Here is a 24,803-nt window from a genome sequence, read left to right on the forward strand (position 1 = left end):
GTGGAACGGCCGTTTATCCACACTCAGGACAAAGTTCGTTCGAATGCTGCCGTAGCTCTTGGCGTGCCGCGAAAAGGGGTCTAGCTTCGTGCGCTGTCGCAGTGACGACGAAGGCACAGCGCAGTGAGCGAGAGAAGTGCAGTGATCCAGAAGTGAAGTGACCAGAGAGGGGTGGGTGACCACATGCAGCGCACACCACATCACAGGTCCAGATCGCGCCGGGGCCTCGCGGCGGTGGTGGCGGCCGGCGCCCTGACCGCGTCCCTGGTGGGCGGCAACGCCGCCAGCGCCAGGCCGTATCCGGATCCGGGGCTCAAGGAACGGGTGGCGACAACGTTGTCCCTCCCCTCGCCGCCGGGCGGGGCCAATGTCAGGGTGCTGGTCTTCCACGCCTCGGCCGGTCAGGAGTCGCCGACCGTGGACGCGGGCATCGCCGCCATCGAGAAGATCGGGCTCAGCGGTCCGACGGCCGGGCGCTTCAGGACCGTGGCCACCGACGACGCCTCGGTCTTCACCGACGGAAAGCAGCTCGGCAGGTACAACGCCGTCGTCTTCCTGACCGGTGGCGGTGACGTCCTGGACCCGGAGCAGGAGGCCGGCCTGGAGGCGTACATGGAGGCCGGCGGAGGCTTCCTCGGGATCCACGACGCCGCCCGCACGGAGCCGTACTCCGACTGGTTCACCGGCCTGGTCGGTGCCCGCCCCGCGGCCGGCGGTCCCACGAACGTGCAGCGCGCCACCGTGGAGATCGGCGACCGGCAGCACCCGGCGACGAAGAACCTCCCCCTGGAGTGGAAGCGTCCGGACAAGTGGCTGAACTGGAAGGACAATCCATCCGGCGACGTGCACACCGTGGCCCGGGTCAGGGAGATCACCTACTCCCCCGGCGCGAGCGCCAACGGCTGGGACCATCCCGTGTCCTGGTGCCGTGACTACGACGGCGGCCGGTCCTTCTACACCGCCATGGGCGGTACGGTCAGCAGCTTCGCCGAGACGGACTTCCGGGACCACCTGCGCGGCGCGCTGGCGTGGACGAGCCGCCTCTCGCAGGCCGACTGCAAGGCGACGATCGACTCCAACTACGCGGCCGAGCGCGTGACCCAGCCCAATCAGCCCGGGCAGAACGACCAGATCGGCGAACCGCACGGCCTGGTCACCGCGAAGGACGGGCGGGTCTTCTACATCGGCCGCGGCGGCGCGGACAGCAGCGTGCCCGTGGTCACCGACTGGAACAACCCGGACGTCGGCAAGGGCTGGGGCGAGATCCACGTCTACGACCCGGCGACGAAGAAGGTCACCCTCGCGGGCAAGCTGAGCGTCTTCGGCAACAAGGGCGGCGGCGACGAACTGGTCAAGGTGGAGGAGGGCCTGCTCGGCATCGAGCTGGACCCGGACTTCGCCACCAACGGCTGGGTGTACCTGCACTACACGCCGCACGCGAAGATCGACCGGGACAAGCAGACGGCCGTACGCCAGGTCTCCCGCTTCACCTTCGACCACGCCACGAACAAGCTGGACCTGGCCTCCGAGAAGGTGCTCCTGCACTGGCCGGTCCAGATCCACAGCTGCTGCCACGCGGGCGGCGGAATGGCCTGGGACTCGAAGGAGAACCTCTACATCGCCACCGGTGACAACAACTCCTCCGGTTTCAGCGACGGTTACTCCGGCAACAACCCGCAGCCCGCATACAAGGGCCTCTCGTTCGCCGACGCCCGCCGCACCGCGGGCAACACCAACAACCTCAACGGAAAGATCCTGCGGATCCACCCCGAGGACGACGGGACGTACACCCTGCCCGCGGGCAACCTCTTCACGGGCAAGGAGCCGGACGAGGGCGGTGGCAAGACCCGCGGCGAGATCTATGTGATGGGGGTCCGCAACCCGGCGAGGATCTCGGTCGACACGGCGACCGACACGCTGTACGCGGGCTGGGTGGGCCCGGACGCCGGCGCCCCGAGCACCACCTGGGGCCCCGCGAAGTACGACACGTTCGCCGCGATCACCAAGGCGGGCAACCACGGCTGGCCGTACTGCATGGGCAACAAGCAGCCCTACCGCGACCGCAACCTGCCGGACCCGTCCAAGCCGCTGGGCTGGTACGACTGCGACGCGCCGAAGAACGAGTCCCCCAACAACGACGGTCTGGTCAACCTGCCGCCGGTGACCGGCAACACCATCTGGTACTCGCCGCAGGGCGGTGGCGTGGACTACCCGCGGGACGCGAACGGCGTCCCGAGCTACAAGGTCGAGGACCAGAAGCAGCTCCTGCCCTGGCTCAAGGGCGGGGGCCAGGCCACGATGAACGGCCCGGTCTACCGGTACGACGCCGCGAGCGACAGTGCGGCCAAGTGGCCCTCGTACTGGGACGGCAAGTGGTTCGTCGGTGACTTCTACGACGACACACAGCCCCGCCACGCGGTGCTCACCGACCCGCGGACGGCCGGCAAGGGCGGGCTCCCCACCCACGCCGAGTCGCTGAAGAAGATCATTCCGGTCGGCGCGCAGGGCATCCGCAACCTCATGGACTGGAAGTTCGCCCCGGACGGGTCCCTCTACGTCCTGGACTACGGCCGCGGCTTCTTCACCTCCGACTCCAAGTCCGCGCTCTGGCGCGTGACCTACAAGGGCGGCGGCCCGACCCCGGCCGTCGCCGACCTGGCCAGGAAGGCGGCAGATCGGTGAGACACCGTTCACTCCTCGCACGACAGCGGTACCGGCCCGTCAGGGTGTGGCTCGCTCTGCTCGGTTCGTTCCTGATGGTCCTGGGGCTGACGTCGACGGCCGCGTACGGACGTGAGGACGACCGGGCCGGGACGGCGGCCGACCAGGTTCTCACCTGGACCGCCGGCGACCCCATCGACCACTACCTCTCGGCGCCGAAGACAGCGGTGGCGGGCCCCGCGACCATCGTCTTCGAGAACAGTGCCGCCACGGGCAACACGACCGGGATGCCGCACACCCTGACCTTCAGCGTCTCGGACGTGGAGTTCAACAACGACGTCGCGGTGAACATCCTGGCCAACCCGAACGACAGCGAGGGCGGCAGGCACAGCGTCGAGGTCACCCTCACGCCCGGCCGCTACTTCTACCACTGCACCATTCCCGGCCACGGCTCCATGCAGGGCATCCTCACCGTGACCGAGGCCGGCGGCGGCGAGGACACCACCGCTCCCGAGACCTCGGCCACGGTGAACGGCGACAAGAACGCCGACGGCGCCTACATCGGGCAGGCCACCGTCACCGTGGCGGCCACCGACGCGGGTTCGGGCGTCGGCACCGTCGAGTACGCGGTGGGCGCCGACGGCGCCTGGCAGCCGTACACGACGCCCGTCGTGGTCAACGAGGTGGGGACCCACACGGTCCGCTACCGCGCCACCGACAAGGCCGGCAACGTGGCGCCCGAGAAGGCGGTCGACTTCGCCGTCGCCGCCCCGCCCACGGACGACCGGGCGGCGCCGGAGACCTCGGCGACCGTCTCGGGCGAGAAGGACGCCGCGGGCGCCTACCTGGGCATGGCGACGGTCACGGTGACCGCGTCCGACACCGGGTCCGGCGTCAACACCATCGAGTACGCCGTCGGCGCGGACGGCGCCTGGCAGACGTACACCGCCCCCGTGATGGTGCACGAGGTGGGAACCCACACGGTCCGCTACCGCGCCACCGACAGGGCCGGCAACGTGGCGGCCGAGAAGGCGGTCGAGTTCACCGTCGTCGAGCCCCCCTCCGAGGACCGGACACCGCCGGAGACCTCGGTGACGGTGGAGGGCGAGAAGAACTCCGACGGCGCGTTCATCACGAGCGCCACGGCCACGGTCAGGGCCACCGACACCGGATCCGGCGTGGCGAGGACGGAGTACTCGCTGGACGGGGGCCCGTACCTCGCGTACACGACGCCCGTGATCATCGACCGCGTCGGCTACCACACCTTCGCCCACCGGGCGACGGACAAGGCCGGCAACACCTCGGAGGCGAAGCAGACCTCGTTCACCGTGGCCGAGAGCGGCGGGGTACCGGCGCCCAACTGCCCGGAGTACGACGAGCGGCTCACCGTCATCGTCGGCACGGTCGACAGCGGGGTGCCCAACCGGATCACCGGGAACCGGTGCACCATCAACGAGCTGATCGAGGACGAGAAGGACTGGTCCTCGCACGCCCTGTTCCTCAAGCACGTCGACACGGTCCTCGACAAGCTCCTGGCAGCCGGGGTGATCGACGCCCGTGAGCACAAGAAGATCTACCGGGCGGCCAAGCAGTCCGGCATCGGCAAGCCGGGCCAGGACCAGGGCTACCGCAAGCTCTTCGACGGCACGGCCGGCTCCCTCGCCAAGTGGGAGCAGGTCGGCGGCGGGAAGTTCGCGCTGAACGAGGAGGACGGCTCGATCACCAGCTCGACCACGGTCGACGGCATGGGGATGCTGTGGTTCCCGTCCCGGCAGTACGGGGACTTCTCGCTGAAGCTCCAGTGGCGGGACGACGCCCCCGGGACGGGCAACGCCAACGGCGGCGTCTTCGTCCGCTTCCCGTACGTCCACGACCACCCGGAGGAGTCACGTCCGGAGTGGGTCGCCATCAAGTACGGCCATGAGATCCAGGTCAACGACCGGCCCGACGGCGACATGTACAAGACGGGCTCGGTCTACGGCTTCGACCGGGTCGGTCTCGGTGGCGCCGGGGTCACGCCCAAGGGCACCTGGAACGACTACGAGGTCCGGGTGGTGGACCAGCACTACTCGGTCTACCGCAACGGTGTCCTGATCAACGAGTTCGACAACACCGGCGGTCAGCTCTTCGAACCGCCGCGGGGCGACGACCCCGGCACCGACGGCCGGCGCTACGCCTCCGGCTACATCGGGCTCCAGGTCCACAGCACCACGGACGTGATCTCCTACCGGGACATCCGCGTCAAGGAGCTGTAGGACTTCCCGGCGGTCAGGGGGCCGCGGCCGCATGCTCCGGCGTGCGGTCGCGGCCCCCAGGGTGCCGGTGGCGCCACACCCAGAACACCGTGCAGGACACCAGCGCCCAGGCTCCCAGTACGAGGTACGGGAAGACGTACTGGTGGCCCTGGTAGTAGACGGCGGTGTGCTGGGCGTTGACCGAAGCGCCGGGCGGCAGCCAGCGCCCGATGTGCCCGAGGAGCGAGGGCAGCAGCGGCCAGGACACCGCGCCGCCGGAGGACGGGTTGCCGAGCAGCACCATGACGCCCCAGGTCGGGATCATCGCCCAGCGCCCCATGAGCGTGTTGAACATCGTGAAGACCACGCCCGAGGTGAACATCGTGAACGCCAGGATCAGCCACGACTGGACGAACGGCAGGTCGACGGCGCCGAGCCCCCAGTCGACGACGGCGGCGATGGCGAACCCGCCGAGCAGGGCGTAGGCGGCGGTGAACAGGATGCGCTCCAGCGGGAGCAGCGCCCGGGCGTGCACACTGAGTTGGATCGCCCCGAGGAAGCCCATGATGACGGCGGCGAGCGAGATGTAGAAGAGGGCGAGACCCCGCGGGTCGCCCTTCTGGAGCGGTTTGACGTCCTCGACCGTGAGCCGGACGCCGAGGGAGTCGGCGACCTTCGTCCCGGTCTCCTCCAGCAGCTGGGCGACGGTGGCGCCGGAGGCGCTCGCGACCTGCATCACCACGCCGTCGCCGGCGCTCCGCAGGATCACGAAGACCTTCTGCTCGTCCAGCGCAGCCCGCGCCTGCGCGGCGCTCGGGTACCTGTGGAGATCGAGCGAGGCGTCGAGGGCCTTGTCCATACCGCCGACGAACCGGGCGGCATAGGGCGTCCGCGGCCCCTCGACGACCGCTGCGGGAATCCGGTGCGGGGTCGGATTGGCCATCGCATAGGTGTACGAACCGGCGAAGAGCCCGGCGGCGGCCGAGACGATCAGGACGAGGACCACCGCGGGGAAGTACGGCGACTTCTTGTACGCCTCCCACTTCTCCCGCCGGGTCGGCGGCCTGCCGTGCGCGCCGTGCTCGCCGGTACCCGCCGGCGTCACGCCGGGCCGCCGTCGTCCTGACGGGCACGGCTGGGCTGCACCCGCTTGGGCTCGCCCGGCATCTTCGGGTACTCCGGCGGATAGGGCAGGTCGCCGAGCTCGTGCTCCCCCTCGTCGCGTGTCGCCAGCTCCAGCAGCAGGTCGAGGCGGAAGGCGTGGTCGTCCATGTCGGCGTGCAGGTCGCCCACCTCGGCGTACCGCACGGGCATGGTCCGGATGTCGAAGTCGCGGGGTTCGGCGTCGTCGATCTCCTCCCAGCGCAGCGGGGCGGAGACCGGGGCGTGCGGGAACGGGCGGACGGAGTAGGCGGAGGCGATCGTGCGGTCACGGGCCGTCTGGTTGTAGTCCACGAAGATCCGCTCGCCGCGCTCCTCCTTCCACCACGCGGTGGTGACGTGCTCCGGCATCCGGCGCTCCAGCTCCCGTCCCGCCGCGATGGCCGCGCGGCGCACCTGCGTGAAGGTCCACTCCGGCACCAGGGGGACGAACACGTGGAGGCCGCGGCCGCCGGAGGTCTTGGGCCAGCCGCGCAGCCCGTGGTCGTCGAGGACGGAGCGCAGCTCGTGGGCGGCCCGCACGGCGTCGCCGTAGTCGGTACCCGGCTGCGGGTCGAGGTCGATGCGCAGCTCGTCGGGGTGCTCGGTGTCGGACCTGCGGACGGGCCAGGGGTGGAAGGTGAGCGTGCCCAGGTTGGCCGCCCAGAGGACGGCGCCCAGCTCGGTGGGGCACATCTCGTCGGCGTGGCGGCCGCTGGGGAACTCGATCCGGGCGGTGGGCGTCCAGTCGGGGAGGTTCTTCGGCGCCCGCTTCTGGTAGAAGAACTCGCCCTCGACGCCGTCGACGAAGCGCTGCAGGGTGGTGGGGCGCTCGCGCAGGGCGCGCAGGATCCCGGGCCCCACGGCCAGGAAGTACTCGGCCACGTCTCTCTTGGTGTAGCCCTTGCCGGGGAAGTACACCTTGTCCGGGTTGGACAGCCGTACGGGCCGCCCGTCCGCGTCCAGTTCCATCGCCGCTCCCGCTGCTCCCATGTCGGACACCGTAGGCCTGGCCCACATATGCCGCATATCGGGAGACGTGCTCCGTCGGATGGGCAAGAATCGGGGCCATGGACCTGCCGGTGATGCCTCCTGTGAAACCGATGCTCGCCACGTCCGTGTCCGCGATTCCGCCCGGCATGCAGTACGAGGCGAAGTGGGACGGTTTCCGTGCGATCGTGCACCGGGACGGCGACGAGGTGGTGATCGGCAGCCGCACGGGGAAGCCGCTCACCCGGTACTTCCCCGAACTGGTCACCGCCGTGCGGGAGAACCTGCCGCCGCGCTGTGTGATCGACGGCGAGATCGTGCTGGCGCACGACGGGCGCCTCGACTTCGACCGGCTGAGCGAGCGCATCCATCCGGCGGATTCCCGGGTACGGACGCTGGCCGAGCGGACGCCGGCCGGCTTCGTGGCCTTCGACATCCTCGCGCTGGACGACACGTCCCTGCTCGCCACCCCCCAGAGCGAACGGCGGGAGGTGCTGGAGAGGGCCCTGGCCGGCGTCTCGGCTCCCGTGCACCTGGCCCCGGCCACCACGGACCCGGCCGTCGCCCAGGAGTGGTTCGAACGGTACGAGGGCGCCGGGCTGGACGGCGTGGTCGCCAAACCGCTCGGGCTGCCGTACCGGCCGGACGTGCGCGCGATGTACAAGGTCAAGCACGAGCGGACCGCCGACTGCGTGGTGGCGGGCTACCGCTTCCACAAGAGCGGCCCCGTGGTCGGCTCGCTGCTCCTCGGCCTGTACGACGCCGCCGGCTCCCTGCAGCACGTCGGCGTCTGCGCCGCCTTCACCATGAAGCGGCGCACCGAACTCCTGGAGGAGCTGGACCCGTTGCGCATCGATCCGGCTGAACATCCGTGGGCCTCCTGGGCCGAGGCGGCGGCGCACGCGGGTGCGCGGCTGCCCGGTGCCCCGAGCCGCTGGTCGGGCAAGAAGGACCTGTCGTGGGTGGCACTGCGGCCCGAGCGGGTCTGTGAGGTGGCGTACGACCACATGGAGGGCGACCGGTTTCGCCACACCACGCAGTTCCGGCGGTGGCGGCCGGACCGCACTCCCACGAGCTGCACCTACGCGCAGCTGGAGGAAGTGGTGCGGTACGACCTGTCGCAGGTGCTCGGCACCGGCTGACCGCGGGCCGGCCGGGTCCTCAGGTGGAGGGGGTGGCGCAGGGGGTGTCCGCGGGGGCGGCCGGACCGGTCTCGGCTGGAGGCGTGGGGCATCCGGGAGCGGAGGTCCCGGAGTCCGGGTCGGGGGTGGCGGTGGGGTCGGGGGTCGGTGTGGGGTCCGGGGTGGTGGTCGGGTCGGGGGCCGGCGTGGGATCCGGGGTGGGCGTCGGGGCCGGGGTCGTGGTCGGGTCGGGGGCCGGGGTCGTGGTCGGGTCCGGGGCGGGTGTCGGAGTCGCCGGGCCGCCCGGGTCCGGGCTGCCGGACTCCGACGGTGTGGGAGAGGCGGAGGGCCGCGGGGTGGCGCCGGGCCGGGGGCCGATGACGATGCCTCCACCGCCCGTGCGGGAGCCGCCGCCCGGGCTGCCGGGACCGCCGACCGGGTTCTTCGGCCGGGTGCGGCCCCCCGCGCCCGGGCTCCGCGGGACGACACCCTTGCCGTCGGCCACGGGGTGGGCGCCCCCGCGGTAGAACTCCAGCCAGGACAGGACCGTGCGCAGATAGGTGTCCGAGTGGTTGTAGCTGAGGACCGCCCGGTCCAGGTCGGCGCGGACCGACAGGTCGCGCGGTCCGGCGCAGAGGTAGTGGCCGGCGGCGAGGGCGGCGTCGGCGATGTTGCCCGGGTCCTCGCGCCCGTCGCCGTTTCCGTCCCTGCCCCAGTGCGCCCACGTGGAGGGGATGAACTGCATCGGGCCGACCGCCCGGTCGTACCGGGCGTCCCCGTCGTACGCCCCGCCGTCGGTGTCCGTGATGCGGGCGAACCCCTCGCCGTTCAGGACGGGGCCGAGGATGGCTGTGAGCGTGGTGCCGCGGGCGTCAACGCGGCCCCCGCCGGCGTGGCCCGACTCGACCTTCCCGATCGCCGCGAGCAACTGCCAGGGCAGGTGGCAGCCGGGGTCGGTGCGGCCGAGGGACGCCTGCGCCGACCGGTAGGCGGCCAGTACGGTCGCCGGGATGCCGGCCTCCGCCCAGGGCCGGGCGACGGCCGCCGCGGGCTTCCGTCCGGGCCTCGACGGTGGTTCCGGCGACTTCAGGGGCGGCAGTTCGGTGTGGTAGCTGTCGTCGTTGGGGACCTCGGTCCACACGACGTCCCCGGCCGCCGCGGTCTTCTCCGGGCGCGCCGCCCCGCCCACGAGTCCGGGCGCCTGGGACGCGGTGAGCGCCGCCATGGCGGCGACGGCCGTCGCCGTGCCGGTGAGTCCGCGGCGCATCGTTCCGTCGAACCTCACGTGTGCTCCTCTCCATGGATCCGCCCGGATCACCGGGTGAAGGTGTCGATGGCCGAGATCCGCCACCCGCCGTCCCGGCGGACGGCGTCCACGGCGAACATGGCCGCGGCGTACGTCGTCTCCTCCTGTTTGCCGGTCCGGGTGTTGCTCTGGTCCGCGAAGACCAGCAGCCGGGCGCGGTCGCCGTCGAGCAGTTCGACCCCGGTCCCGGTGACGGTCGTGGTCAGTACGAGCTTCTGCTTCGGCGCCTGCGCGCGTACCTCGGCGAGCATCTCCTCGTGCTGCCGGACCGCCTTGCCGGTCAGGTACGTCCGTGCGGCGCGGTCCGCCTTCCTGGGGGAGGCGTAGTCGTACGAGAACACGGCGGCGACCGCCTCGGTGATTCCGCCCTTGACCTCGCTGGTCCGGCCGATGTCGGTGAGCGCGGTGTTCTGCCGGGCGGGATCCTCGCGCAGCGTCGCGGCCGAGGTGAACGCCCAGGCGGCGAAGGTCCCGAGGAGCACCGTGGCGGCGCAGAGGACCGCGGGCAGCCCGACGCGCAGACGGGGCAGCCGTCCGCGCGGCGCCCGGGGAGGTGCGCCGGCGGCTGCCGCGGGCCCGTCCGCCACCTCGCCCTGCGGCGTGCCCGTGGCCGTTTCCATCGCCGGGGCCGTGCCCTCGGCCGCGTCCTCGGCGGGTGCGGGCCCGGGGGCGGTGGTCCCGCGCGGCGGGGCGGCCGTGGCGGCGACGACGGCCAGCCGGCGGCGGCGGTTCACGAGGTGTCGGGTCGTCGACATGTCAGTGGTCCTCTCTCGGGCGGGCAGGGCGGGGTGGGGGCGTGTCAGCCGGCGGTGCGGCCGACGGGCGCCTGGCCGAGGGCGCTGAGCTTCCACCCCTCGGCAGTGCGGGTCAGCTGCCCGAGCATCCGGCTCTCCTTCACCGCGGGCTCGCCCTCCGGCGCCCGCACGGTGACACGCAGCGCCACCATCACACCGGCCCGGCCGGCCCGGTCGTCCAGCTCCGTCACCGCGCCCGACAGCACCTCGGCGGTGCTGACGGTCTTCGCCGCCCGGATCTGCTTGACGAACGCGTCCCGTCCGTCCACGAGTTGGCTGTGCAGATCCCCGGTGGTCGAGTCCTCCCAGCGGTCGAGTCCCTTCTCGATCCGGGTGTGGTCGAGCGTGTTCATGTTCTGTACGGCCTGCTCCCCGGCGGCCAGCGCCTCGTCACGGGCCCGCGCGTAGGCCGCCGAGTCGTCATGAGTGGCGTCGTAGCGGGACCAGCCGCCCCAGCCCGCGGCGCCGGCCGCCGCGACGGCCAGCGCGATCGCGGCCACCACCAGCGGATTCCCCGTCGTCCGTACCCGTGCCATCGGTGCCTCTCCCTACTTGGAGGTGATCTCGACGATTCTCCAGTGGCCGCCCCGCAGTCGGGCGGTCACGGACAACTGGGCCGCCGCGGTGGTGGCGGCCTTTCCCTCGCGCTCGTACACCTGGTCGAGGAAGACGAGGAGGTGAGCGCTGTCCTCGCTGAGCCGGGTGACCCCGGCGCGCACGGCCTGGCTGGTGAGTGTGAGCTTCTGGTCGGCGGCCTGCCTCTCGACCTGGCCGAACAGAGCCGCGTACTGCCGGAGGGCCTCCCCCGCCAGGAGCCGCTTCGCCGCCTCCTTGGTGGCGGCGGTGTCCTGCGGGCTGTACGAGAAGACGTCGGCCAGCGCGCTGCTCACGTCCCCGGTGACCCGGGAGGTCGCCTCCGTGTCGGTCAGCGCGCGGTTGGCTGTGGCGGGGGTGTCGCGCAGCCGCTGCCCCTCGGAGAGGAGGAAGCCTCCCGTGGCCAGAAGGACGAGTGCCGACACCGTCGCGAGGACGCGGAGCAGGTGCCTGCGGCCGGGGGGCGCCGGCTCCCCGGCCGTCGCCCTGCCCTCGGTGGCTTGGGCCGCCTCGGTGCCGGTGCCGGTCCCGGTGGCCGTCATCATCGTCCCTCCGGTCTGCTGCGTGGTCATGCGCCGCCTCCGACCGGGAGAGCATCGAGTGCCTTGACCTTCCAGCCGTCGCCGGTCCGGGCGAGGGTCGCCTCGAAGCGTTTGCGCTCCGTGCCGGCACGGCCGCCGCGGCCGGTGACCGCGACGTCGACGGTCGCGATGAGTGCCGCCGTTCCGGCCCGCTCGTCGAGCGCCGTGAGCGCGGCGTCGGTGACCTTGCCGCGTGCCGTGATGCCGGACTCGGTGAGAGCGGCGGTGTCCTGCTTCCGGGTGCTCTCCAGGCGGTCGTGCAGCGCCCCGGTCGAGGAGCCGAGCCACGCGGTCAGCCCCGCCTTCACGCTCCCGGCGTCCTTGCCGTCCATGGTGGTCAGCCTGGCCAGGTGGCGTCTGCCGTCCGCGAGCGCGGCGTCACGGGCCTCGGCGTACGACAGCGTGCCGTCGCCACGGGCCTGTGCGTACGACCAGCCGCCGAGCGCGCAGACCAGTGCGGCGGTGAGGAGGGCGGCCCAGCCGGTCAGTTGCTTCGTACGGGCGTTCACGCGCTGCCTCCCAGGCCCAGCAGGCCGGCCATGCCGCCGGCCGCCGGGACGCGGCCGGTGGCGCTGCCCGCGGTGCCGGGCAGCGTGGATCCCGGGGTCGCGGGCTCCGGTACGGGGCCGCCCTTCGGGGCGTTCGCGCTGCCGCGGACGTTGATCCCCGTGCCGGGCGGCGAGGCGCACCGGGCCGTGGTGCCGGTGGCGGGGGCGGGCGAGAGGTCGGTGCCGGGCCGGTAGGTGGTGGAGCCGTACCCGGCGGTGCAGGGCAGCGGTGCGAAGAAGGTCACCGACATCCCGAAGCGGGCCTTCCCCTCCCCGTCGATGATGCTCGCGCCCGCCGCCGCGACCGCCGGCACCTTCACCAGCAGTTCCTCCAGGCCCCGTTGCCGGGTGACGGCGACCTCGGAGGTGGTGAGGAGGTTGGCGACCACCATTCCGAAGGCCGGGTCGAGGTCGCGCAGCAGCCCGCTGATCTGTTCCGTCGCGCCGGGCGCGGCGGCGATGAGCCTGCGCAGGTCGGTGTCCGATCCCTTGAGCTCGGCGGCCAGTTCCTCGGCTCCGGAGGCGAAACCCTTGAGCGCTGCGCCCTGTTCGGCCTGGGTGCGCAGGACGGTCTCACCGTCGGCCAGGAGTCGCGTGGTGGTCGGCAGCGCCTTGTCGGCGGCGTCGACGAAGTCGCTGCCGGTGTCGAGCAGGACCTGCAGGTCGTCGCCGCGCCCGGTGAACGCCGCACCGAGTTCGTCGACGACGGTGCGCAGGGCCTCGGCGTCGACGGAGGCCGTCAGGTCGTTGACGCTCGTGAGCACGTCGGTGACGGGTGCGGGGATGGTGGTGTCCGCCTGGTCGATGACCGAGCCGTTCTCCAGGAAGGGGCCGTCAGCGCGGGTGGGCCGCAGGTCGATGTACTGCTCGCCGACCGCGGAGAGGCTGGCGACGACGGCCCGCAGGCTGTCGGGGATGGGAGGTGCGTCGTTCTCGATGCGCAGCTCGGCCTCCACTCCGTCGTCGGTGAGTCCGATCGGCCCGACCCTGCCGACCGAGACGCCCCGATAGGTGACGTCGGAGTGGGTGAAAAGGCCTCCGGTGTGGGGTAGTTGCACCGTGACGGTGTAGTAGCTCCGCAGGCCCACATAATGGCCGAGATCGGCATAGCGCACACCGAGGTAGCCGAGGACGAGTACCGCGATGACGAGGAAGGCGACGTTCTTGAGACGGACGGCCGGGGTGATCATCGGCGGGTGCCCTCCTTGTCGGACGGTGTGCCGGAGGACGGCTTCCTCGAGGGGTCCGGGGCGGTGACCGGCGGGAGCGGCAGCGGCAGAGCGGTGGTGGACTGCTGCTGGACGCCGGGGTACGTGGGTGTGGGGGGCCCGGGGGTGAGGGCGGGGATGATCCGGGTGCCCGGCACGGACGTCACGTCGAGGTACACGTTGAGGTAGTCGCCCTTCACACCGCGGAGCACCTCGTCCGTGAACGGGTAGGTGAGCAGCACCTGCAGGGAGTCCGGGAGGTCGTCGCCGGAGTCGGCGAGCGCGGTGAGGGTGGGGGCGATGGCCTTGAGGTCGGCGATCATGTCGGCCTTGCTCCGCTCGACGGTGTCGACGGCGACGGTGGAGAGGGTGTCGAGCGAGCGCAGCATGGTGAGCAGGGAGCCGCGCTGTTTCTCCAGGACCTCGAGGCCGGGACTGAGGCCGGTGAGGACGGTGCCGACCTCCTGTTTGCGGGTGGCGAGGGTGGTGGCCAGCCGGTTGACGCCGTCGAGAGCCCGGGTGATGTCCTCCTTGTGGCCGTCCAGGTCGGTGACGAGGGTGTCGACGCGGCTCAGCATCGAGCGGACCTGGGGTTCCTTTCCGGCGAGCGCTGTGTTGAGCTCGGTGGTGATGGTCTTCAGCTGGGCGACGCCGCCGCCGTTGAGGAGCATGGACAGGGCCCCGAAGACCTCCTCCACCTCGGGGTTGCGGTTGGTGCGCGCCAGCGGGATCCGGTCGCCGTCGGCCAGCGAGCCCTCGGCCGTGCCGTCGGCGGGCGGCGAGAGCTGGACGAACTTCTCGCCGAGGAGGCTCGACTGTTCGAGGTGGGCGTAGGCGTTGGCGGGCATCCTGATCTCCCCGTTGACGCGCATGGTGACCTTCGCGGTCCAGCCGCCCGGGGTGAGGGAGATCCTGGTGACCCGTCCCACGGCCACGTCGTTGACCTTGACGGAGGACTGGGGAGCAAGGCTCAGGACGTCCCCGAACTCGGCCGTGATCTCGTACGGATGGTCACCGAGGTCGGCGCCGCCGGGCAGCGGCACCTGTTCGATGCCCTGGAAGGACGGCAGTTCGACGCCGGTGACGACGAGTGCCAGGCCGACGCCCACGGCGGCCAGGGCGGCGAGGCCCGTGGTGGTGCGGGCTCCGGGCCTGCGCAGGGCGCGGCTCATCCGTTCCCCTCCTTCTCGCCCGTCCCGGACTTCTTCCCGGCCCCGGTGTCCGCCGGGGTGCCGAAGACCGTGCCCACGGCCGGCAGCGGCAGCACGGGCAGTGACTTCTGCCGACCGGCGTCCACCGGGGCGAGTCCTTCCAGGCCGGCGGCGCCGGATGCGGGCTCCGGCTCCAGGAGTGGTCCGCCCATGGACAGTTCGTTGAGGTCGGTACGTCCGTCGAGCGTGCGGTGCGCCGGGCTGTAGGCGTTGAGTACGTTGCCTGCGGTGAGGGGCAGCGTGTCGAGGGATTCGGCGAGCGAGGCACGCTGGTCGACCAGGGTCCGGGTGAGCGGCACCAGGAGGTCGACGTTCTTCTTGAGGGCGCCCCGGTTCTCCTGGATGAAGCCCTTCACCTGGCCGAGTGCCGTGCCCAGCTCTTTCAGCGCGGCGCTGAGGTTCTCCTTGTCGTCGGCGAGGAAGCCGGTGACGGAGTTGAGCTGCTGCTCGGCCGCCCGCACGTCGCTGTCGTTGTCCTTGAGCATCGTGGTGAAGCTCTGCAGGTAGGACAGCGTGTCGAAGAGGTTGCCGCTGCTCCTGTCGAGTGTCTTCGTCGCCTTGCCGAACTGCTCGATGGAGTCTCCGATGGCTTCTCCGTTGCCCTTGAGATTCTTGGCCCCGGTGCCGAGGAGTTCCGCGAGTGCTCCGTCGGCGTTGGCTCCGTCCGGGCCGAGCGCCGTGGAGAGCTCCGTGATCGACTCGTACAGCTGGTCGACCTCGATGGGGGTGGCGTTGCCGGCGGCGGGCAGGACGGCGCCCTCCTCGAGCCGCGCTCCCCCGGTGTAGGCCGGGGCGAGCTGGACGTAGCGGTCGGCGACGAGACTGGGGGCGACGACGACGGCGTGCGCGTCCGCGGGGACGTCGACGCCCTCCTCGAGCCGCAGGGTGACCCTGACCTCCTCGCCGCGCGGTTCGACGGACTCGACGGTGCCGACCCGTACACCGAGGATCCGCAGGTCCGACCCGGCGTACACCCCGGTGGCCCGGTCGAAGTAGGCGGTGACGGCCGTCGTGCCGTCCTGGTCCATGGCCGTCACCCCGGAGGCCGCGGCGACGGCCACGACGGCCAGCCCGGCCCCGATGCCGATGATGCGTGTGCGTCTCATGTCAGTGGCCCCCCTGCTTCGGCGGCATGCAGTCGTTCGCCGGAGGCGTGCCGGCGGGCAGGTAGTTCTTGGGGACGACTCCGCAGACGTAGGTGTCGAACCAGCGGCCGTTGCCGAGGGTGTTGCCGACGAGCCGGTTGTAGGAGCCGGCCAGCGCGAGCACCTTGTCCAGGCTCTTGCGGTTCTTGACGAGCACGGTGGTGACCCGGCCGAGCGAGGCGAGGGTGGGCCGCAGCTGCTTGTTGTTGTCCGCGACGAGTCCGGTGAGCTGGGTGCCGAGGTTCCGTGTCCCGGTGAGGAGCAGGTGGATGGAGTCGCGGCGGGCCTGGATCTCGCCGAGGAGCAGGTTGCCGTCCTGGAGCAGGGTCTCGAAGCTGCTCTTCCGGGTGGCGAGTGTCCGGGTGAGCTGCTTGCTGCCCTTGAGGAGGGTGGCGAGCTGCGCGTCCCGCTCGGAGACCGTCCTCGACAGGGCGGACAGCCCGTTCGCGGCGCTGCGTACGTCCGGGGGCGAGTCCTTGAACGTGTCGGAGATGGTCCGGAAGCTCCGGGCGAGCTGGGCGGTGTCGATCTCCTCGATGGTCTCGCCGAGCCCGTTGAACGCCTGGGTGACGTCGTACGGGGAGGTGGTGCGGCCGGCGCCGATGCGGGACCCGGGGTCCTGGGGCGCGTCGCCGAGCGGGTCGACGGCGAGGTACTTGTCGCCCAGGAGGGTCTTGATGGCGATGCCGACGGTGGAGGAGTCGCCGATCCAGGCGTCCTTCACTCTGAAGTCGACCTTCACCGCGGCGCCGTCGAGGGCGACTCCGGTGACCTCGCCGACCTTCACCCCGGCGATGCGCACCTCGTCGCCGGTGCCGAGTCCCGCGGACTCGGTGAAGTCGGCGCTGTAGGTGGTGCCGCCGCCGACGAAGGGCAGGGCGTCGGCCCGGTAGGCGGCGAGTCCGACGAGGGCCAGGACGACGAGGCCGACGAGGCCGACGGCTACGGGGTTGCGTTCCCGTACGGGCTTGATCCTCATGCCTGGCACCTCGGTCGGCTGATCGTGATACCGGTGGGCGGGGCGCTGCCGTCGTCGGCCGTCACACCCCTGACCTTCGCTTCGCAGAGGTAGAGGTTGAGCCACGAACCGTAGGAGGTGAGGCGGGTGATCGCCTCCATCTTGGCCGGGGTCTTCTCCAGGAAGTTCTCGATGTCCGGCGCGTTCCTGTCGAGCCCCTCGGTGAGGCGGCCGAGCTGCGCGATGTCCTCCTTGAGCGGCGCCCGGCCGTCCTGGAGGAGGTCGGCGGTGACGGTGGTCAGCGCGCCCATGGCGGTGACCGCGTCGCCGAGCGGTTCACGGTCGCCCGAGAAGCCGGTGACGAGCTTCTGGAGGGTGTCCACGAGGTCGTCGAAGCCCGCCTCGCGGTCGTTGACGGTCTTCAGTACCGTGTTGAGGTTCTTGATCACCTCACCGATCACCTTGTCCTTGGCGGCGACCGTTCCGGTCAGCGATCCGACGTGGGAGAGGATGCTGTCGACGGTGCCGCCCTCGCCCTGGAGGACCCGCACGATGGAGCCGGCGAGCTGGTTGACGTCCGGCGGGGAGAGCCCTTCGAAGAGCGGCTGGAAGCCGTTGAAGAGCTGGGTGAGATCGAGCGCGGGTGTCGTCCGGGAGAGCGGGATGGTCTCTCCCGGCCGGAAGCTCTCACCGACGGGCCCGGCGCCCCGGTCGAGGTCGACGTAGCGCTGGCCGACCATGTTGAGGTATTTGATCGACGCGGTCACCGAGGCGGGCAGTCTCCGGCCCTTGCGTACGGCGAAGCCGACCTCGGCCTCCCGTCTGTCGGCGACCTCGACGGACTCGACCTGACCGACCTCGACGCCGGCGATCCGGACGCTGTCCCCGACGACGAGTCCGGTGGCGTCGGCGAACCTGGCCTTGTACGAGTCGGTGTCACCGACCCCCGTGCCGGCGATGGACAGGGCCAGGACGGTGGTGGCGAGGGCCGTCACCACGACGAAGACGAGGGACTTCGCGAGCGGACCCGCGAGGGAGCGGCGCTTCACCTGAGCTTCACCTCCGTACCGCGGAAGGCCGGACCGATGAGCACGCTGCTCCAGTCGGGCAGCGTCTGCGGCCGTACGTTCAGTGAGGGGGCGACGAGTTCGTTGACGAGCCGGCTCTCCTGCGGGGAGTTGGGCATGCCCAGTCCGTCGCCGGAGGCCGCAGCTTCCCGCGCCGTCCCGTCCTGCGGGGCGGGGGCGGCGCCGGCGGCACGGGCGTCGGCGGTGGGCGCCGCCCTGCCGACGTACGGCACCGAGTAGCAGTGCGGGCCACCGGTCGCGTCGTACACCGGAGTGTCCTTCCCGGCGACGTACCTGCCCTTGGATTCCACGGCTTTGACGGTGACGTGGAATCCGGGTTCGTCGGTGCCCTTGCCGAGCGCCTTGTCCATGGCGGGGACGAAACCGGCCATGGTGCGCAGGGTGCAGGGGAAGGCGTCGGAGTACTCCGCGAGGAGTTCCAGCGTCGGCCGGCCCGTGGCGGAGAGCCGGATGAGGTTGTCCTTGTTCTTCCGCAGGAAGGAGGTGACGTCCTGGGCCGACGCGGTGGTCGAGCCGTACAGGTCCGCGAGCTCCGCCTGCTGCTCGGCGATCGTGCCGCTGGTGGTGGTGAAGTCGGTCAGCGCGTCCAGGACGTCGGGGGCCGCGTCGGCGTAGAGGTGGGTCACCTTGACGAGTTCCTTGATGTCCGCGTTGAGCGTGGGGAGTTGGGGGTTGAACTTCTTGAGGTGGGCGTCGAGGGCGACCAGGGTGTCGCCGAGCTTGTCGCCGCGGCCCCGGAGGGCCTGGGAGACGGCTCCCAGGGTGGCGGCGAGCTTCTCCGGCTTCACGGCGGTCAGCATCGGCAGGACGTTGTCGAGGACCTCCTCCAGCTCGATGGCGTTGCTGGAGCGGTCCTGCGGGATCACCGCCCCCGCCCGCAGCATCCGTACGGACGGCACGGCCGGGGGCACGAGTGCGACGAAGCGTTCCCCGAACAGGGTGGTGGGCAGCATCTGCGCGGTGACGTCGGCCGGGATCTGCCCGAGCCGGTCCGGGTCGATGGCGAGGGTGAGGCGGGCGCCCGCACCGTCGGACCTGATGTCGCGGACCTGCCCGATCACGACACCGCGCAGTTTCACGTCCGCGTTGTCGTGCATCTCGTTGCCGACGCTCCCGGTGCGTACGGTCACGGTGGCCTCGTCGGCGAAATCCTTCTCGTACACCGAGATCGAGATCCGGACGAGCAGGGCGGGCACGAGCACGAAGGCCAGTCCGGCGAGTCTGCGGCGCACGGTCTGCGCCCTGGAGGTGTGCATCAGCCCGCCACCTTCACCGTGGTCGTCGCACCCCAGATGGCGAGCGAGAGGAAGAAGTCGGTGACGCTGATGAGCACGATGGCGTTGCGCACCGACCGGCCCACGGCCACGCCCACTCCAGCGGGACCGCCGGTGGCGTGGAAGCCGTGGTAGCAGTGGGCGAGGATCACCAGCACGCTGAAGATCAGCACCTTGAGGACCGACAGGAGGACGTCGTCCGGGGAGAGGAAGAGAGTGAAGTAGTGGTCGTAGGTGCCCGCGGACTGCCCGTTGAACAGGACGGTGATGTACCGGGAGGCGAGGTAGGAGGAGAGCAGGCCGATCGCGTACAGCGGGATGATCGCGACGACCCCGGCGATGATGCGGGTGGTGACCAGGTAGGGCATGGACCGCACCCCCATCGCCTCGAGGGCGTCGACCTCCTCGTTGATCCGCATGGCGCCGAGCTGGGCGGTGAAGCCGGCGCCGACGGTCGCGGAGAGGGCGAGTCCGGCGACGAGCGGGGCGATCTCGCGGGTGTTGAAGTAGGCGGAGATGAACCCGGTGAAGGCGGAGGTGCCGATCTGGTCGAGGGCGGCGTAGCCCTGCAGGCCGACGACCGAGCCGGTGGCGAGCGTCATCGCGATCATCACGCCGACGGTGCCGCCGACGACCCCGAGACCGCCGCTGCCGAAGGCGACTTCGGCGAGCAACCGTTGCACCTCCTTGAGGTAGCGGTGCAGGGTCCTGGGGATCCAGACGAGGGCGCGTACGTAGAAGGTGAGCTGTTCGCCGGAGCGGTCCAGCCAGCCGAGCACCGACATCGCTCAGCCCCCCTTCGGGGGGACGATCTGCAGGTAGATCGCCGTGAGGACCATGTTGACGGCGAACAGCAGCATGAAGGTGATGACGACGGACTGGTTGACCGCGTCGCCGACGCCCTTCGGGCCGCCGCGCGGATTCAGCCCGCGGTGGGCGGCGACGATCCCGGCGATGAAACCGAAGACGAGCGCCTTGAGTTCGCCGATGTACAGGTCGGGCAGCTGGGCCAGGGCGGAGAAGCTGGCGAGGTAGGCGCCGGGGGTCCCGCCCTGCAGAATCACGTTGAAGAAGTAGCCACCGAGGGTGCCGACGACGGAGACCAGGCCGTTGAGCAGGACGGCGACGAACATGGTGGCGAGCACGCGCGGGACGACCAGGCGCTGGACGGGCGAGACGCCCATGACCTCCATCGCGTCGAGCTCTTCGCGGATCGTGCGCGAGCCGAGGTCGGCGCAGATGGCGGAGCCGGCCGCGCCGGCGATCAGCAGCGCCACGATGAGCGGGCTGGCCTGCTGGATGACGGCGAGGACGCTGGCGCCGCCGGTGAAGGACTGGGCGCCGAGCTGCTCGGTCAGGGAGCCCACCTGGAGGGCGATGACCGCGCCGAACGGGATGGAGACGAGGGCGGCGGGCAGGATGGTGACACTGGCGACGAACCAGAACTGCTCGATGAACTCCCTCACCTGGAAGGGCCGCCGGAAGACGGCGCGGGCGACGGCCATGGCGAGTGCGAACAGCTGGCCGGTCTGCCGCAGCGGGGCGAGGAGCCGCGAGGGCGCTCTCCGCCCGGGGCCGGGCGGTCCGGGCGGTGTCCGGGGGGCTGACGGTTCGGGCGGCCGGACCGGCGGGGGGGCCGTCACCGGTGCCCACCGCCCGGGGTCGGCGTGTAGCTGTCCAGGATGGCCGTACGGGCGGCCTCCGGCAGCTGGCCCATCATGGCGAGGACCCGCTCCCGGCGGCGCAGCGCGCCCTGCCGGACGGGCAGGCCGGGCGAGGGCTCCAGTTGCGGTACGACGGTGCGGGGCCCGGCCCCGGCGTACGGTCCGCCGGCCGTCGTCCGCTCGGCGGCCAGGGTGGCCGCGTCCTTCTCCTCGGACATGCCGATGGGGCCTTCGCGGCGCCCCGCTAGGAACTGGGAGACGACGGGGGTGTCGCTGGTGAGCAGTACCTCGCGGGGCCCGAAGGTGACGAGGTTGCGGCAGAACAGCATGCCCATGTTGTCGGGGACGGTGGCCGCGATGTCGAGGTTGTGGGTGACGATGAGCATCGTCGCGTCGATCTGCGCGTTGAGGTCGATGAGCAGCTGCGAGAGGTAGGCGGTGCGGACCGGGTCGAGTCCGGAGTCCGGTTCGTCGCAGAGGATGATCTGCGGGTCGAGGACGAGGGCACGGGCGAGGCCGGCGCGCTTGCGCATGCCGCCGGATATCTCCCCGGGAAGTTTCTCCTCGGCGCCGAGCAGGCCGACGACGTCGATGCGCTCCATGACGATGCGCCGGATCTCGGATTCCTTCTTGCGGGTGTGCTCGCGTAAGGGGAAGGCGATGTTGTCGAAGAGGGACATCGAGCCGAAGAGGGCGCCGTCCTGGAACATCAGGCCGAAGAGCTTCCGGGTCTCCATGATCTCCCGCTCGGGGCTGTTGACCATGTCGACGCCGTTGATGAGAACGCGTCCCTTTTCCGGTTTCAGCAGGCCGATGATGGATTTCAGGAAGACGGTCTTTCCGGTGCCGGAGGGGCCGAGCATGACACTCACCTCACCCGCCGGCAGGGTGAGACTCACGTCCTGCCAGATGTTCTGCTTGCCGAAGGACTTCGTCAGGCCTTCGACGACCACTTCGATTCCCATCGGCCCTCCTTCGAAAGGGTGGTGAAAGACCTCATCTGTCGGCGCTCCGGCTCCGGTGTATCCGGTGGCGACTCGTCACACGTGCACCGGGAGGCGCACGCTATGTCCGGCGAAACCGCCAGGACAAGCCGTTGAACAGCGGAAATCGTCGGTCTTCGATCTCTGGGCGGACCGCTTGTCACCGGATGACAAAACGGGGCCGCGGGTTTGTCGCACACTGCGCAAGCACTCCGGCGCGTGCCGGGGCCCACGGCTCGGACGGGCGCAGCCACGAGGTCCCGGCGATGGGAGGACCCGGCCCCGACGGAAGGTCGGATTCCGGAGTAACCCCCCGCGAAATCCCGGTCCGAGCGGGCTCGACCAGTGCTTCACGTGCGCCGGAGAAGCAGATGAGGACGTGCTTCCGATCTGCTCAACGGGGACGCTACGGGTGAGTAACCTGACTGCGCAATACCGCTCACACATAATTCCGCGAGGACGTGCGCTCCGGCGCGGGTATGTGTACGCCGGTGAGCACAGCCCGGGCGAATTCTGTCCACAGGTGAGTAATCGGGACCGGGCCACCCACGGCCGGGGGCGCGGGTTTGTCACCGCGCGAGGAGAAGCCCGGGAGCATCCCGGGCGCGGATAACGCGGGCGCGGCGGACGGAACGCAAAGAACAGGGCGGGAGAAGAGGCGCGAAGATCGCACTCCGGTCCGTTTCGCGATCCGGCGGCCGTACCCGGCGGCAGTCGTCGGCCGGGGACGGACGGCCCGGACGACCACGACAGCGGCTTCAGCGCGCGAGCCGGCCGAGAGCGCCCCCGGCGGGGGCCCCACTTCCCATGCAGAGGGTGACAGGCGTCCCAGCGGCCCCGACTCCGCTTCCCGCCTCAACGGCTCCGCACGGAAGCAGTGGAGTCCATATGCGATGAGCATATTCATTACTCGCACCACAAGCCGGGATTGTTCGCGCCTTATGCATCTGCGTACGAGCGGTTTCCATGGACCCGAAGCCCCCTCTCGGCCACCCGCGCCGTATCCGCTTCGCCCTCCGCCGCCCGCCTCCGAAGGACGGCCGGCCCCCCGCCACCTCGCAGGAGCACACCATGGCAGTCATCACCTCGTCAGGCCCCCTCACCCGCATCGAGATCACCGACCTCCTGAACAACGCCGTGAATCACGTGAGTGACGTGCTCGGGGAGTGGTACGGGGACATCGCCAGCGGAACGTTCATGGCCGTCAACGGCACCCTCTACGGGCCGGCGAGCCTTCCGGCGGGCAACACGGGCCCGCGCACCCCCTTCTCCCCCATCGCCCAGTCCGGACCGAGCGGCACGGGCACCGCGTCGGACCCCTACACGATCGTGACCGTCGTCGGCGCCGGGTCCGGAGTGACCCTGATCCAGACGGACCGCTACGTCGTCGGCCGCGAGTACTTCGACTCCTCGCTCACCGTCCAGAACAACTCGGGCACCCGGCAGACCGGGTTCGTCTACCGGGCCGGCGACTCCGTCCTCGCGAACTCCGACTCCGGCTACGGACGGGTGATCGGTACCGCGCCTGCGGCCAGTACGGTCAACGGCCCGGGCGGCCGCCTCGAAATGCTGCTGCCACGCACCGCCGGCAACACCTACATGGAGGACCGCTACACCGAGATCTGGCAACGGATCGGGCAGCAAGGCCCCTTCCCGAACACCTGCCGGTGCGAGGAGTACGTCGACAACGGCGTCGGCATCGCCTGGCCGATCGACCTCGCCGACGGGGCCAGTGCGACGTTCGAGTGGACGACGTCGTTCACCGAGGTCGGAACCACCACGACCGCCCTTTCCAGTGACGTGAACCCAGCCGTCTGCGGTCAGCCGGTCACGCTGACCGCACAGGTCAGCCCGGAGCCGCCGGCGACCGGCACGCCCACCGGGCAGGTGGTGTTCGTCGTCAGCGACGACGGCCCCGCGCCGACCGCCACGGTGAACGCCGCCGGGCAGGCCCGGATCGTGGTCGACGACCTGGGCGTGGGCACCCACCAGGTCGTCGCCGGCTACGAAGGCGATGTCCGCTTCACCAGCTCGAGTTCCAACCTGCTCACCCTGACCGTGAACCGGGCGTCCGCGGACGTCACGGTGACCGCGGACCCGAGCCCGTCCGTGTGCGGTCAGGAAGTCACCGTCTGCGCGCAGGTCGCCGCCGTGGCCCCGGGCTCGGGCACCCCCACCGGCACCGTGACCTTCACCGGACCCGGCGGACTCGACCAGCAGGCCACCCTCGTCAACGGCCGCGCCTGCGTCACGACGACGTCGCTGCGGTCGGGACCGCTCACCGCCGCCTACAGCGGGGACGACTGCTTCGCGGGCGGATCCGGCACGGCTCCGGTGACCGTGAACCCGGCGTCCGCGGACATCACGGTCACCGTGAACCCGAGCCCGTCCGTGTGCGGTCAGGAAGTCACCGTCTGCGCGCAGGTCGCCGCCGTGGCCCCGGGCTCGGGCACCCCCACCGGCACCGTGACCTTCACCGGACCCGGCGGACTCGACCAGCAGGCCACCCTCGTCGACGGCCGCGCCTGTTTCGACACCGCCTTCCACACCTCGGGCACCGTCACCGCCACCTACAGCGGGGACGACTGTTTCACGGGCGGATCGGGCACCGCCCCGGTATCCGTGAACCCGGCGTCGTCGTCGGTGCAGGTGACCGTGGCCCCGAACCCGTCCGTGTGCGGTCAGGAGGTCACCGTCTGCGCGCAGGTCGCCGCCGTGGCCCCGGGCTCGGGCACCCCCACCGGCACCGTGACCTTCACCGGACCCGGCGGGCTCAACCAGCCGGTCCCGCTGGTCGACGGCCGCGCCTGTTTCGACACCGCCTTCCACACCTCGGGCACCGTCACCGCCACCTACAACGGTGACGACTGCTTCACCAGCTCGTCCGGTACGGCCCAGGTGGCGGTCGTCCCCGTCAACACCACCGTCACCGTGCTCCCCGCGCAGATCCGGCTGCGCCTCAACGGCACCTTCGTGATCCCCTCCATGAGCGCCACCCTCAGGACGTCGGGCGGCGCGCCCGTGGCCGGCCAGCCGGTCACCTTCCGTGCCAACGCGCTGACCGGGCCGATCCCGCTGGGCACTGCCGTGACCGATGCCTCCGGAGTGGCCACCCTCGCCCCGCCCCGGATCACCGTCCCGCCCACGGCGGTGACCGCGGCCACCTACACCGCGTCCTTCCCGGGCACGCCCTGCTACAACCCGTCCTCGGGCACGGCACCTCTGACCACGGTGTACTTTCCGCCCGTCCCGTGATCCGGCCCCACCTCGCCCCGCACCCCGTCACCGGCGTCCCCGCCCCGG

General features: G+C 71.1%; 20 protein-coding genes. 4 read left to right on the forward strand and 16 right to left on the reverse strand.

Features of this window, described 5'->3' with window-relative positions; translation table 11 throughout:
• Positions 1-183: 183 nt before the first annotated feature.
• A complete protein-coding gene (locus ACH4VO_RS25500) occupies positions 184-2,682 on the forward strand; it encodes a ThuA domain-containing protein (RefSeq protein ID WP_360997013.1) in 2,499 nt (832 codons plus the stop codon).
• Positions 2,679-4,916, forward strand: coding sequence for an OmpL47-type beta-barrel domain-containing protein (locus ACH4VO_RS25505; RefSeq protein ID WP_360997015.1), 2,238 nt, complete (start codon positions 2,679-2,681; stop codon positions 4,914-4,916). Before ACH4VO_RS25500 ends, ACH4VO_RS25505 begins: the two co-directional genes overlap by 4 nt.
• Before the next feature lie 13 nt (positions 4,917-4,929).
• Here ACH4VO_RS25505 and ACH4VO_RS25510 read toward each other — a convergent pair whose 3' ends face one another.
• Both ACH4VO_RS25510 and ligD read right to left on the reverse strand, forming a co-directional pair.
• On the reverse strand, positions 4,930-6,000 hold the full coding sequence (locus tag ACH4VO_RS25510) for an ABC transporter permease (RefSeq protein ID WP_360997017.1): 1,071 nt from the start codon (positions 5,998-6,000) through the stop codon (positions 4,930-4,932).
• Complete coding sequence (gene ligD, locus ACH4VO_RS25515; protein WP_360997099.1) at positions 5,997-7,007, reverse strand: non-homologous end-joining DNA ligase; 1,011 nt, start codon at positions 7,005-7,007, stop codon at positions 5,997-5,999. The genes ACH4VO_RS25510 and ligD overlap by 4 nt, the downstream gene beginning before the upstream one ends.
• A 98-nt stretch (positions 7,008-7,105) precedes the next feature.
• Between ligD and ACH4VO_RS25520 the strand changes: the two genes are divergently transcribed.
• The gene (locus ACH4VO_RS25520) at positions 7,106-8,167 is read left to right on the forward strand and encodes an ATP-dependent DNA ligase (RefSeq protein ID WP_360997019.1); all 1,062 of its coding nucleotides are present in this window, start codon (positions 7,106-7,108) and stop codon (positions 8,165-8,167) included.
• 19 nt (positions 8,168-8,186) lie between these two features.
• Here ACH4VO_RS25520 and ACH4VO_RS25525 read toward each other — a convergent pair whose 3' ends face one another.
• The 14 genes from ACH4VO_RS25525 to ACH4VO_RS25590 are packed head-to-tail and all read right to left on the reverse strand — an operon-like array spanning position 8,187 to position 21,482.
• Positions 8,187-9,431 carry a lytic transglycosylase domain-containing protein gene (locus tag ACH4VO_RS25525; RefSeq protein ID WP_360997021.1) on the reverse strand — a complete coding sequence of 415 codons (1,245 nt, stop codon included), beginning with the start codon at positions 9,429-9,431 and terminating at the stop codon, positions 8,187-8,189.
• A gap of 29 nt (positions 9,432-9,460) precedes the next feature.
• Complete coding sequence (locus ACH4VO_RS25530) at positions 9,461-10,207, reverse strand: hypothetical protein (protein WP_360997022.1); 747 nt, start codon at positions 10,205-10,207, stop codon at positions 9,461-9,463.
• Positions 10,208-10,251: 44 nt separating this feature from the next.
• Positions 10,252-10,782 carry a hypothetical protein gene (locus ACH4VO_RS25535; RefSeq protein ID WP_360997024.1) on the reverse strand — a complete coding sequence of 177 codons (531 nt, stop codon included), beginning with the start codon at positions 10,780-10,782 and terminating at the stop codon, positions 10,252-10,254.
• 12 nt (positions 10,783-10,794) lie between these two features.
• Complete coding sequence (locus ACH4VO_RS25540) at positions 10,795-11,412, reverse strand: hypothetical protein (RefSeq protein WP_360997026.1); 618 nt, start codon at positions 11,410-11,412, stop codon at positions 10,795-10,797.
• Positions 11,409-11,930, reverse strand: coding sequence for a hypothetical protein (locus ACH4VO_RS25545; protein ID WP_360997028.1), 522 nt, complete (start codon positions 11,928-11,930; stop codon positions 11,409-11,411). Before ACH4VO_RS25545 ends, ACH4VO_RS25540 begins: the two co-directional genes overlap by 4 nt.
• Complete coding sequence (locus tag ACH4VO_RS25550; RefSeq protein ID WP_360997029.1) at positions 11,927-13,159, reverse strand: MlaD family protein; 1,233 nt, start codon at positions 13,157-13,159, stop codon at positions 11,927-11,929. Before ACH4VO_RS25550 ends, ACH4VO_RS25545 begins: the two co-directional genes overlap by 4 nt.
• On the reverse strand, positions 13,156-14,349 hold the full coding sequence (locus ACH4VO_RS25555; RefSeq protein WP_360997031.1) for an MCE family protein: 1,194 nt from the start codon (positions 14,347-14,349) through the stop codon (positions 13,156-13,158). Before ACH4VO_RS25555 ends, ACH4VO_RS25550 begins: the two co-directional genes overlap by 4 nt.
• Positions 14,346-15,494, reverse strand: a complete 1,149-nt coding sequence (locus ACH4VO_RS25560) for an MCE family protein (protein WP_360997033.1) — start codon at positions 15,492-15,494, stop codon at positions 14,346-14,348. Before ACH4VO_RS25560 ends, ACH4VO_RS25555 begins: the two co-directional genes overlap by 4 nt.
• A gap of 1 nt (position 15,495) precedes the next feature.
• Complete coding sequence (locus ACH4VO_RS25565; protein WP_360997034.1) at positions 15,496-16,512, reverse strand: MCE family protein; 1,017 nt, start codon at positions 16,510-16,512, stop codon at positions 15,496-15,498.
• Positions 16,509-17,540, reverse strand: a complete 1,032-nt coding sequence (locus tag ACH4VO_RS25570; protein WP_360997036.1) for an MCE family protein — start codon at positions 17,538-17,540, stop codon at positions 16,509-16,511. Before ACH4VO_RS25570 ends, ACH4VO_RS25565 begins: the two co-directional genes overlap by 4 nt.
• On the reverse strand, positions 17,537-18,835 hold the full coding sequence (locus ACH4VO_RS25575; RefSeq protein WP_360997038.1) for an MCE family protein: 1,299 nt from the start codon (positions 18,833-18,835) through the stop codon (positions 17,537-17,539). The genes ACH4VO_RS25570 and ACH4VO_RS25575 overlap by 4 nt, the downstream gene beginning before the upstream one ends.
• On the reverse strand, positions 18,835-19,638 hold the full coding sequence (locus ACH4VO_RS25580; RefSeq protein ID WP_360997040.1) for an ABC transporter permease: 804 nt from the start codon (positions 19,636-19,638) through the stop codon (positions 18,835-18,837). Before ACH4VO_RS25580 ends, ACH4VO_RS25575 begins: the two co-directional genes overlap by 1 nt.
• A 3-nt stretch (positions 19,639-19,641) precedes the next feature.
• On the reverse strand, positions 19,642-20,496 hold the full coding sequence (locus tag ACH4VO_RS25585; RefSeq protein WP_360997042.1) for an ABC transporter permease: 855 nt from the start codon (positions 20,494-20,496) through the stop codon (positions 19,642-19,644).
• Positions 20,493-21,482: an ATP-binding cassette domain-containing protein gene (locus ACH4VO_RS25590; protein ID WP_360997044.1), complete on the reverse strand. Its 990-nt coding sequence runs from the start codon at positions 21,480-21,482 to the stop codon at positions 20,493-20,495. Before ACH4VO_RS25590 ends, ACH4VO_RS25585 begins: the two co-directional genes overlap by 4 nt.
• Positions 21,483-22,571: 1,089 nt before the next feature.
• On the opposite strand from ACH4VO_RS25590, the gene ACH4VO_RS25595 reads away from it, so the two are divergent.
• Positions 22,572-24,755 carry an Ig-like domain-containing protein gene (locus ACH4VO_RS25595; protein WP_360997046.1) on the forward strand — a complete coding sequence of 728 codons (2,184 nt, stop codon included), beginning with the start codon at positions 22,572-22,574 and terminating at the stop codon, positions 24,753-24,755.
• Positions 24,756-24,803: the final 48 nt, after the last annotated feature.

The organism is Streptomyces sp. NPDC020780 (genome assembly GCF_044334475.1).
In the GTDB taxonomy this organism is placed as follows: Bacteria; Actinomycetota; Actinomycetes; order Streptomycetales; family Streptomycetaceae; genus Streptomyces.